This window comes from Empedobacter sp. UBA5987 (genome assembly GCF_002429865.1).
In the GTDB taxonomy this organism is placed as follows: domain Bacteria; phylum Bacteroidota; class Bacteroidia; order Flavobacteriales; family Weeksellaceae; genus Empedobacter; species Empedobacter falsenii_B.
This window is the reverse complement of the sequence record NZ_DJBB01000066.1, coordinates 1-9,949: the sequence shown is the minus strand read 5'-3', so window position 1 is coordinate 9,949 and position 9,949 is coordinate 1. Positions and strand designations below refer to the sequence as shown.

The following is a 9,949-nucleotide window of genomic DNA, read 5'->3' as shown; positions in this document are numbered from 1 at the left end:
GTAGGTCGTCGCCAGTTTTTATCAAAAGCCTCAAGTGAACAACTTGAGGCTTTTTTGTGTTTATGGATTTCGCTTTAGGCTGAAGGCTGTAAGCTTTACGCTAACTCAAAACTATGTTTTATAAAACAAGAAGCTTCTAGTCAGTTAATAGGAAGCTTGCTTTCATCCAACAAGAAGCTTCTTCTTAATAAAAAGGAAGCTTCCTTTATAACTTACAACTCATAAATCGAAAAGCCCCTATTTCCCTCAAGTGGATATTTTAACTTCTACTTCTATTCCTGTAAGTCTTAAATCTTATGTCTTATAAATTATAACTTATCACTCAAAACTTACAACTTACAACCCGCGTTAGGGATAGTAGTGGAAATCCTTTTGTAGAAATTGGATTTTCCTGTAATCACTTCCAATTTTCTTCTACAAAAGATTGCAACGGATAGCCCGACCGAAGGGAACGCTATAATAATACGCATTTGAATGAAGAATTTTTATATATTTAGGTTTTAAAGTAAACAGGATATGAAACCATTTAATGTGCGTGTATATGCGTTATTGGAACACAAGGGAAAGGTATTGGTGATTCACGAGCCGTTTCAGGGAGAGTTAATTTATAAGTTTCCTGGCGGTGGATTGGAGTTTGGTGAAGGAACAAAAGATTGTATAAGGAGAGAGATAAAAGAGGAATTGAATTTGAAAGTAGAAGTTCATGAACATTTTTATACACAAGATTTTTTTGTGCTGAATGCTTTTGATCCGACAGAACAGGTTTTATTGATTTATTATAAAGCGACAATTACAGAGAAAGCATTGGATAAATTGAAAGTTTTGGATGCAGATATCAACGAATTGTTGTGGTTATCCAAAGAAGAATTGAATGTAGAGAAATTTACGTTAGACGCAGATAAAGTGGTAGTTGATTTGTATAAAAAAGAAAACTTCGAATCTTAAGACTCGAAGTTTATTATTTTTTGATCATCAAAATACTGTATAACGGCGTATTTCATTAACAAGGTTTGTTCATTTGTTTTGAGAGGTGGTAAATCTTCCAACAACTCAAAATGTGGCCAACCATCTGGATCTAATCCATCGAAACGATAAAAACCAAAAGGTTCTAACACGCGACAAACTGCAATGTGTAATAAATTGAGTTTATCATCTTTTTTGAATCGTTTTTTTCCTTGTCCTAATTCTTGAACACCGATCAAAAAAAGAATCGTATCTAAATCTGGTCTTTCACCATCTGTGAAATTTTGCATGAAGAATTCTTCAATCTGTTTCCACTTGTTGGTGTTTGATGATGATTCTTCTGTAAATTTTGATATATCCATTTAGAATTTACGTCCTTTGTGACGCATATGTGGGTTTTGTAATTGCGAATTACTTACGTTGAAACGTTTCATTTGATCATTCATCATTTTGATTTGATCTGTAAACATTCCTTTCGAATCGTTTTTCTTCGCTTCTTTAATGTAACCTTCCGCTTCTTTCTTTTTACCTTTTGACATTGCAGCTCCAGCCAAAGATAAATTAGCCATTGCTCTGTCATGATCAAACGATAAACCGTAGTTTAAGGCTTCTTTCATATATTTTTCTGAAACCGCAACATTGTCCTGCGCTTCAGTGATTCCCATCATGTAGTGGTAATATCCCATTTGCTTAGGAATTACTTCTGATGATGGATTTTTGATCTTTTGTAACCATTTTTTCGCTTTTGCCATATCCTCTTTACGTAAAAACCAGAAAGCTAACAAGATGTTTTCGTTTCTGAAATAGAATAAAATTGGAAATACAGCGACTAATAACGAAACAAATCCCCAACCGTATTCGCGAATGGTAAACAAAAAGATTGCTAAAGCGATTAATACAGCGGCGATTACTAATTTAATGTATTTGTTCATCGATTATAAATATGATTTGATATTATCTGCAATTTCGATCATTTTCTCGGCAGATAATTGAAGTTTTGGATTTGAGAAATTGATATCTTGCATTGTATTTAGAGGAACCAAATGCACATGTACATGTGGTACCTCTAAACCAACAACAGCTACGCCAACGCGTAGACAAGGTATTGCTTTTTCTATAGCTTGTGCAATTTCGTAAGAAAAGTCCATTAAACCTAAATAGGTTTCTTTGTCTAAATCGAAGATTTTATCGACTTCTTTTTTCGGGATAACCAATACATGACCTTCTACCAAAGGAAAAGCGTCCAAAATAGCGATGTACTTATCGTTTTCGGCAATTTTGTATGATGGTATTTCTCCGTTTATAATTTTAGTGAAAATGCTTGCCATATGTTTTTAATTTTTGAAATCTTAGTCCAAAGATATTTCTAAAATTTCAAAATTTAAAGTCATTCCGTTAGGTAATGTAATTTCTGCAACTTCTCCAAGTGATTTTCCTAACAATCCTTTTGCGATTGGAGTATTCACAGAGATACGCATTTTAGCTAAATCAGCTTCAGATTCAGGTACCAAAGTGTACACTAATTCTTGTCCGTTCGCTGTATTTTTTATTTTAACTTTTGATAATATTGATACTTTAGAATGGTCTAATTTAGATTCATCAATTACACGAGCATATGCTACAACTTCTTTCAATTTAGCAATTTGCATCTCTAACATTCCTTGAGCTTCTTTTGCAGCATCGTATTCTGCATTTTCAGATAAATCTCCTTTATCACGCGCATCAGCAATTTGTTGCGAAATTTTTGGACGCTCAAAAGTTTCTAACTGATGAAGCTCTTCACGCAACTTTTCTAATCCCTCTTTCGTTACATATTGTATATTTGCCATAACAACAATGTTTAATTTTTTATTAAATAGATCTTATAAAATAAATAATCCTACACATATGTAATACTATGCGCAGGACTATTTAGTTATTGTACTACAAAGATAATAAAAAAAATACAGCAAATTAAAAATGAAACAATTTATTAAAACGATTCTAAATAAGGTTATTTTGGTTAGTGTTTTTGCTGGCTTATTTCAAGGCTGCAATTCAGATGATGGTACAGTAAGTTGTGTGCCAAATACAATTGTGAATGTATCAATCAATATCAATTTACCATTATATTCTAATCTTAATAATCCAGGAGGATGGGTATATGTTGAAGGAGCAACAGCAGGTTCTAGAGGTTTGATTGTGGTACGTACAGCTTCTGGTTTCAAAGCTTACGATCGCAATGCGCCGCATATTTGTCCTGGTGCAGAAACCACTCTGTATGTAAAGAATGACATCAGTATTGTGTGTGATGCAGATAATTCTGAATGGATTTTATTGACAGGACAACCTACAAAAGTAGCGAATAGAGCGCCAAGAACATACCAAGTGTATGTAAATGCAAATGGAACGCTTACAATAACGAATTAAATTTTTTAACGAAAGTTTTTTTAATTCACTCAAAAAATAATAATCTTTGCAGGCATCGAAATTATACTTCTTTATTATGCATGCATAAATTTTTCGAATTGTTTTTGAATTAAATTATTTTTAAAAAAAGATAATTTCGTTGTAAAGATTACTCAAATCCATTATTTTTGGTAAATCAAAATTTTATCAATTAAAAAATATTAATAATGAGCATTATTTCGCATATCCATGCAAGACAAATTTTAGATTCTCGTGGTAACCCAACTGTAGAAGTAGACGTGTATACAGAATCAGGTGTTTTAGGTCGTGCAGCTGTTCCATCAGGAGCATCTACAGGAGAGTATGAAGCAGTAGAATTACGTGATGGTGGAGACTTGTACTTAGGTAAAGGAGTTTTGAAAGCTATCGAGAATGTAAATGAAGTGATTGCTCCAGAATTAATTGGTTTTTCTGTTTTTGAACAAAATTTAATCGATCAAGTAATGATTGATTTAGATGGAACTGAAAACAAAGCTAAATTGGGTGCTAATGCAATTTTGGGTGTTTCTTTGGCGGTTGCAAAAGCTGCAGCAGAAGAATTAGGTTTACCATTGTTTAGATACATTGGAGGGGTTAATGCAAACACATTACCAGTTCCAATGATGAATATCGTAAATGGAGGTTCTCACTCTGATGCGCCTATTGCGTTCCAAGAATTCATGATTATGCCAGTTCAGGCAGAATCTTTTTCTGACGCTTTACGTAAAGGGACAGAAGTTTTTCATGCATTAAAGAAAATTTTACACGATCGTGGTTTATCTACAGCAGTAGGTGACGAAGGTGGATTTGCACCAACTTTTGATGGTACAGAAGATGCTTTAGATACTGTAATTTCTGCAATAGAAAAAGCAGGTTACAAAGCAGGTGAAGAAATTATGATTGCACTAGATTGTGCATCATCAGAATTCTATCACGATGGAAAATATGACTATACAAAATTCGAAGGAGAGAAAGGAGCTATCCGTACTTCTGCAGAGCAAGCAGCTTATTTAGCAGAATTGACAGAGAAATATCCAATTATTTCGATTGAAGATGGTATGGATGAAAACGATTGGGAAGGTTGGAAAATCTTAACAGATAAAATCGGTAAACGTGTTCAGATTGTTGGAGATGATTTACTGGTAACGAATGTAACTAAATTAGAAAAAGCAATTGATGCTGAAACAGCAAATTCTATCTTAGTAAAATTCAATCAAATTGGTACGTTAACAGAAACGATCAAAGCAGTACAAATGGCACAAAATGCACGTTATACAGCAGTTATGTCTCATCGTTCTGGAGAAACAGAAGATGCTACAATTGCAGATTTAGCTGTTGCTTTGAACACAGGACAAATCAAAACTGGTTCTGCTTCTCGCTCTGATCGTATGGCGAAATACAACCAACTATTACGTATTGAAGAGATTCTTGGAGAAACTGCAATTTTTCCAGGGCTTAAGGCTTTTAAAGTTAAGCGATAAAATAATTTGAGACTGATATTTATCAGTCTCAAATTAATAAAAAAAGTGTAAATTACGCAATAAATAATATAAACTATAAAATGTCAGATAAGGTAATATTAAATTACAACGGAAATGAGTTGGAGCTACCTGTTACAACTGGTACAATGGATGAAAAATCTATTGATATTTCCAAGTTAAGAAGTGCTACTGGATTAATCACAATGGATCCAGGTTACAAAAATACAGGGGCATGCGAATCTAAAATTACTTTTTTAGATGGTGAAGAAGGTAAGTTGATGTACCGTGGATATCCTATTGAACAATTAGCAGAGAAATCTTCTTTCGTAGAAGTAATGTATTTGTTAATCAAAGGAGAATTACCTACACAAGCTGAATTAGATAAATTTATCGCTGATATTAATGAGTATAACTATGTGTCAGAAGATTTAATCAAAATCTTAGATGCATTCCCAAGTTCTGCTCACCCAATGGGAGTATTAACATCTTTAACAGCTGCTTTATCAGCATTCAACCCAAAAGTTGTTGATGTTACTTCTCCAGATGATATGTACAAAGCGGCAGTTACTTTATTAGGTAAATTCCCAGTATTAGCGTCTTGGACACAAAGAAAAATTAAAGGATTACCAGTTAACTACTCTAACGACAAATTATCTTATGTAGAAAACTTTTATCAATTATTATTCAAAAAACCAGGTCAAGAATTAGACTTAGATCCAGTTATTATTGATGCAATTGACAAATTATTAATCTTACACGCAGATCACGAGCAAAACTGTTCTACATCAAGTGTACGTTTAGTAGGTTCTTCTCATGCAGGTTTATTTGCTTCTATCTCTGGAGGTATTTCTGCATTATGGGGACCGTTACACGGAGGTGCTAACCAAGCAGTATTAGAAATGTTAGAAGCAATCAAAAATGATGGTGGAGATGTTGAAAAATACTTAGCTAAAGCAAAAGATAAAAACGATCCATTCCGTTTAATGGGATTTGGACACCGTGTTTATAAAAACTTTGACCCTCGTGCGAAAATCATCAAAGTAGCTGCGGATAACGTTTTAGAGAAATTAGGAATCAATGATCCTATTTTAGATATTGCGAAAAAATTAGAGCAAGCTGCTTTAGAAGACGAGTATTTCAAATCAAGAAACTTATATCCAAACGTAGATTTCTATTCAGGAATTATCTACAAAGCGTTAGATATCCCAACTGAAATGTTTACAGTTATGTTTGCTGTTGGACGTCTACCAGGATGGATTGCACAGTGGATGGAAATGCGCGAAACAAATCAACCAATTGGTCGCCCTCGTCAATTATACACAGGAGCACCATTACGTGATTACGTTGAAATTGAAAACAGATAAGAATTTTCTTATTTATCATATAATCCGAAAATCAAACTTTGATTTTCGGATTTTTTTTAACAATTAATTTTTAGAGATTGTTTGTTTAAAATATGTTAAAACCTTATTTTTAAGTAAATTAAATTTTGTAACCATGAAATTTGAGAAAATACATAATAAAGGTCAAGCGCAAATCTTTGAAAACAAATACCTCGAAATGTTGACAAAAGGTCATCCCGCAGTTATTTGGGGAATGTACATTCCTCTACTTTCCTATTGTATTTATTATGGTATTTATAGCTACGACTTATCTACAATAACAGTTATTTCAATTTTTTTTGGTGCGATGCTATTTTGGACCTTGTTCGAATATTTTGCGCATCGTTATCTTTTTCATTGGACAGCCGAACAACCAAGTCTAAAACGAATTGTTTACATTTTTCACGGAAATCATCATCATTATCCACGCGATAAACAACGTTTGTTTATGCCTCCAGTTCCAAGTATTCTTTTGGCGTCAATCATTTTCTTGATTCAATATTTAATTTTAGGGAAATATGCTTTTGCTTTCTTTCCTGGTTTTATGATTGGCTATTTATTGTATGCGTCTATGCATTATTTGATTCACGCTGTTGCGCCGCCTTTCAAGTTTATGAAACCACTTTGGCGCAATCATCATTTGCATCATTATAAAGACGAAGAATTAGGTTTTGGCGTTTCCAATACGTTTTGGGATCGTATTTTCGGAACAATGTTCGACTTAAAGAATGAAAAAGAAGACAAAGAAAAAGTAAAAGAATTGATGTTTGAGAAGAAAAGTTAATTTTTCGTATCTTCCGTCAAATTAATCACACATATAAAAATGAAAAAATATACTTTACTTGCAATTGGATTACTTGCATTCAATCAAGCAAACGCGCAATATTCTAAAGAAAATCAAAAGAAATATGTCGAAGAATTAGCATCTGATGCTATGCAAGGTCGAAAATTTGGAACGCCCGAAAATCGATTGGCTGCTGAATTGATTGCTGAAAAATTCAAACAAAATAAATTAAAACCTTGTGTTGGTGATTCATATTTAATCGAATTTGAATATAAAGGAAAAACAGGACAAAATGTTTGCGGAATCAAAGAAGGTAAATCGTCTGATATTTACGCTGTAGGCGCGCATTTTGATCATGTTGGAACAGATGACAAAGGCGATGATAAAGTTTTTAATGGAGCAGATGATAATGCAAGTGGAACTTCGGCTGTAATGGCTTTGTCTGATTATTTCAAAAACAAAAAAGTTAAGCAAACTATGATGTTTATGGCTTTTGATGCGGAAGAAATTGGATTAATTGGCTCTAAAATGTTGGTAGAAAACACAGATTTTCAGTCTTATTTACCAAATATGAAAGTGATGTTGAATTTAGAAATGATTGGAACTGTTTCTGCTTTCGGCGAAGGAAAAGTATATATGACAGGTAGCGACCGTTCGGATTTGATGAATTTGATGAATAATAATTCTACTAAAACATTCAAAGTTGAAAACGACCCTTATTTGCAGCAACAATTATTTTATCGTTCGGATAATGTAAATTTTGTGAATCATAAAGTGGTATCGCATGCGCTTTCTTCTGTAAACATGGAGAATCAACATCATTATCATCAAAAAAACGATGAAGTTTCGGTGATTAATTTCGAAAATCTGTCAGAGATTACACAAGGAATTGGACATTCTTTATACGAAATGATGAAGAAAAATATTCAACCAAAATATAACAACTAATGGATAAAGCAATTAATATTGTTAGTATTGCGGTTATTGTAATTTTATTGTTAGCGTTTTTATCAGAAAAATTTTTCCCAATAAGAGGTCTTGAATTGTTTTATGAGAAAAAGTTTTATCTCGCAATTATCTATTTAATTTTAAGAGTTTCCAGAATTTCTATTCTTAGAAAATCAAAATAAATTTTTAAATCCGTTCCAATTTCAGAACGGATTTTTTAGTACCTTTTATTTACTTAAAATAAATGTATGGAAGGTTATTTAGAAATTGTTTTGCGCTGTATTTCGGTGTATTTTTTTATGTTAATTGCACTTAGAATTTTTGGTAAACAGCAATTATCCCAATTAAATACGGCCGATGTAATCTTAATTTTATTAATTAGTAACGCTGTACAAAATGCAATGGTTGGTTCAGATTCGAGTTTGCAAGGAGGATTGATAGCAGCTTTTGTATTGTTTCTTTTAAATTTTATTGTCAAAAGAATAATGTTGAAAAATAAATTTTTAGGAAACTTAATTGAACAAAAATCTGAAATTTTAATCCATAATGGAAAAGCTGATTTTACAATGTTGAGCAAATTGAGAATTAATTCGGAAGAATTGAACGAAGCAATGCGCGAACATGGTGTAGAACATATTAAAGATGTGAAATTGGCGATGATGGAGATTGATGGAAATATCTCAATAGTGACAACGGATAAAAATCAATTTAAGGAAACGCATTATAAACGCAAGCATAATCACAAAAATTTGCAAGGAACTAATTAACAGAATATGGAAAATAATTTAGTAAACGGGATTATCAAACAATTCCAGTATTATAAACATTTGGGTGAAAAAACATTTTCGTAATTAACGGATGAAGAATTGTTTTGGTAATACAATGAAAACTCAAATAGCATTGCGATTATCGTGAATCATCTTTCAGGAAATATGTTGTCGCGTTGGACTGATTTTTTGACAACAGATGGTGAAAAAGAGTGGCGAAATCGTGATGAAGAATTTGAAGATACAATCAAAACTAAAGAACAACTTTTAGATAAATGGGAGAAAGGTTGGAAGTATTTGTTTGATGCTTTAGCACAAATCAAAACCGACGAAGATTTACAGCAAATTATTTATATCCGAAATGAAGGACATACAATAATAGAAGCGATTAATCGTCAATTGGCGCATTATCCGTATCATGTTGGTCAAATTGTTTTTATAGGAAAATTAATAAAGGACAATGAATGGAATTCACTTTCGATTCCGAAGAATAAATCAGCAGATTATAATCAAACAAAATTTTCTTCTGATAAAAAAACTCAACATTTTACAGCTGAGTTTTTGAAAGATAAAAATTAAGTTATTTTATTTAAAAATTATTGTACTGTCATCATCTAATTTTTTATTTGAAATAGTAAAGTAATCCATTTGTTTAAAATCTAAATCTTGGATATTAATTGTATTATTTAACGTTATTTTTTTGTTAGTTAATCTATATAAATCATAAGCAAGAGGGAACTCTGCCCATTCTTTTGTGTATTGATAACCGTCAATTATTTTATTCGTTTTTTTATCAATTTTTAATATTTATAAATCATGGAAGATTTTTATTTCTCCTGTGTACGAAAGACCATCGTATGTTTTAATGAAATTGTAAACAGCATACTCACCTTTTGTAGGAGTAAAAATATCTTCTATAGTAGTAAATTTTTCATCATAGTTTTTACAATCTAAAAATTGAATAAAACATTCAAATAAATCGTAATTAATATTAGAATAATCAGATTTAGTTATTAAAACATAATTGTTTTTTGTTTGAGAAAATCCTATTGATGATAGAATGATAAGTATAAAACCTAAAATATATTTTGATTTATTCATTTAAAATATTTAATAATAAAAGCTCCTTTTGGAGCTTTTAGTTTATGCTTGACTTTCGTCTTTTTGTAATAATAATACCGGTAGTGCATTTGTATT

13 protein-coding genes and 1 pseudogene are annotated in these 9,949 nt (G+C 31.9%); 9 read left to right on the top strand and 5 right to left on the bottom strand.

The genetic code is table 11. The annotated features are described in order from the left end of the window. Positions 1 to 516 precede the first annotated feature (516 nt). Entirely contained in the window at positions 517 to 945 is a 429-nt protein-coding gene (locus tag B3J26_RS11670; RefSeq protein WP_280037508.1) for an NUDIX domain-containing protein, read from the top strand. On the opposite strand, the gene B3J26_RS11665 is transcribed toward B3J26_RS11670, so the two are convergent. From B3J26_RS11665 to greA, 4 genes are read right to left on the bottom strand one after another with little or no spacing between them, the layout of a single operon-like run. Then, on the bottom strand, positions 942 to 1,325 hold the full coding sequence (locus tag B3J26_RS11665; RefSeq protein WP_291074648.1) for a hypothetical protein: 384 nt from the start codon (positions 1,323 to 1,325) through the stop codon (positions 942 to 944). The genes B3J26_RS11670 and B3J26_RS11665 overlap by 4 nt on opposite strands. Then, positions 1,326 to 1,895, bottom strand: a complete 570-nt coding sequence (locus B3J26_RS11660; protein WP_291067220.1) for a tetratricopeptide repeat protein — start codon at positions 1,893 to 1,895, stop codon at positions 1,326 to 1,328. A 3-nt stretch (positions 1,896 to 1,898) separates the two neighbouring features. After that, on the bottom strand, positions 1,899 to 2,291 hold the full coding sequence (locus B3J26_RS11655) for an HIT family protein (protein ID WP_114999218.1): 393 nt from the start codon (positions 2,289 to 2,291) through the stop codon (positions 1,899 to 1,901). Positions 2,292 to 2,312: 21 nt separating this feature from the next. Then, positions 2,313 to 2,792: a transcription elongation factor GreA gene (greA, locus tag B3J26_RS11650; protein ID WP_019976987.1), complete on the bottom strand. Its 480-nt coding sequence runs from the start codon at positions 2,790 to 2,792 to the stop codon at positions 2,313 to 2,315. Positions 2,793 to 2,922: 130 nt separating this feature from the next. On the opposite strand from greA, the gene B3J26_RS11645 reads away from it, so the two are divergent. The 8 genes and pseudogenes from B3J26_RS11645 (at position 2,923) to B3J26_RS11610 (ending at position 9,331) form a co-directional block, all read left to right on the top strand. Then, positions 2,923 to 3,372 carry a hypothetical protein gene (locus B3J26_RS11645; protein ID WP_291067217.1) on the top strand — a complete coding sequence of 150 codons (450 nt, stop codon included), beginning with the start codon at positions 2,923 to 2,925 and terminating at the stop codon, positions 3,370 to 3,372. Positions 3,373 to 3,578: 206 nt separating this feature from the next. Beyond that, complete coding sequence (gene eno / locus B3J26_RS11640; protein WP_038333789.1) at positions 3,579 to 4,871, top strand: phosphopyruvate hydratase; 1,293 nt, start codon at positions 3,579 to 3,581, stop codon at positions 4,869 to 4,871. Positions 4,872 to 4,951: 80 nt separating this feature from the next. Further along, positions 4,952 to 6,235, top strand: coding sequence for a citrate synthase (locus B3J26_RS11635; protein WP_125350643.1), 1,284 nt, complete (start codon positions 4,952 to 4,954; stop codon positions 6,233 to 6,235). A gap of 133 nt (positions 6,236 to 6,368) precedes the next feature. Beyond that, positions 6,369 to 7,037 (top strand): sterol desaturase family protein, encoded by a 669-nt coding sequence (locus B3J26_RS11630; protein ID WP_291074647.1) that lies wholly within the window; start codon positions 6,369 to 6,371, stop codon positions 7,035 to 7,037. A 39-nt stretch (positions 7,038 to 7,076) separates the two neighbouring features. After that, complete coding sequence (locus B3J26_RS11625; RefSeq protein WP_280037520.1) at positions 7,077 to 7,985, top strand: M28 family metallopeptidase; 909 nt, start codon at positions 7,077 to 7,079, stop codon at positions 7,983 to 7,985. Next, positions 7,985 to 8,167: a hypothetical protein gene (locus tag B3J26_RS11620; protein WP_038333804.1), complete on the top strand. Its 183-nt coding sequence runs from the start codon at positions 7,985 to 7,987 to the stop codon at positions 8,165 to 8,167. The genes B3J26_RS11625 and B3J26_RS11620 overlap by 1 nt, the downstream gene beginning before the upstream one ends. A 66-nt stretch (positions 8,168 to 8,233) precedes the next feature. After that, positions 8,234 to 8,752 carry a DUF421 domain-containing protein gene (locus B3J26_RS11615; RefSeq protein ID WP_219035373.1) on the top strand — a complete coding sequence of 173 codons (519 nt, stop codon included), beginning with the start codon at positions 8,234 to 8,236 and terminating at the stop codon, positions 8,750 to 8,752. 6 nt (positions 8,753 to 8,758) lie between these two features. Then, positions 8,759 to 9,331 (top strand): annotated as a pseudogene (locus tag B3J26_RS11610) (DUF1572 family protein). Positions 9,332 to 9,559: 228 nt separating this feature from the next. On the opposite strand, the gene B3J26_RS11605 reads toward B3J26_RS11610, so the two are convergent. Then, positions 9,560 to 9,853 (bottom strand): hypothetical protein, encoded by a 294-nt coding sequence (locus tag B3J26_RS11605; protein WP_291063190.1) that lies wholly within the window; start codon positions 9,851 to 9,853, stop codon positions 9,560 to 9,562. Positions 9,854 to 9,949: the final 96 nt, after the last annotated feature.

Coding starts and splice junctions, on each gene's coding strand:
- greA (WP_019976987.1), bottom strand. CDS start 2,792: ATGGCAAATATACAATATGTAACGAAAGAGGGATTAGAAAAGTTGCGT.
- B3J26_RS11615 (WP_219035373.1), top strand. CDS start 8,234: ATGGAAGGTTATTTAGAAATTGTTTTGCGCTGTATTTCGGTGTATTTT.
- B3J26_RS11620 (WP_038333804.1), top strand. CDS start 7,985: ATGGATAAAGCAATTAATATTGTTAGTATTGCGGTTATTGTAATTTTA.
- B3J26_RS11635 (WP_125350643.1), top strand. CDS start 4,952: ATGTCAGATAAGGTAATATTAAATTACAACGGAAATGAGTTGGAGCTA.
- B3J26_RS11645 (WP_291067217.1), top strand. CDS start 2,923: ATGAAACAATTTATTAAAACGATTCTAAATAAGGTTATTTTGGTTAGT.
- B3J26_RS11670 (WP_280037508.1), top strand. CDS start 517: ATGAAACCATTTAATGTGCGTGTATATGCGTTATTGGAACACAAGGGA.
- B3J26_RS11655 (WP_114999218.1), bottom strand. CDS start 2,291: ATGGCAAGCATTTTCACTAAAATTATAAACGGAGAAATACCATCATAC.
- eno (WP_038333789.1), top strand. CDS start 3,579: ATGAGCATTATTTCGCATATCCATGCAAGACAAATTTTAGATTCTCGT.
- B3J26_RS11625 (WP_280037520.1), top strand. CDS start 7,077: ATGAAAAAATATACTTTACTTGCAATTGGATTACTTGCATTCAATCAA.
- B3J26_RS11665 (WP_291074648.1), bottom strand. CDS start 1,325: ATGGATATATCAAAATTTACAGAAGAATCATCATCAAACACCAACAAG.
- B3J26_RS11660 (WP_291067220.1), bottom strand. CDS start 1,895: ATGAACAAATACATTAAATTAGTAATCGCCGCTGTATTAATCGCTTTA.
- B3J26_RS11605 (WP_291063190.1), bottom strand. CDS start 9,853: ATGAATAAATCAAAATATATTTTAGGTTTTATACTTATCATTCTATCA.
- B3J26_RS11630 (WP_291074647.1), top strand. CDS start 6,369: ATGAAATTTGAGAAAATACATAATAAAGGTCAAGCGCAAATCTTTGAA.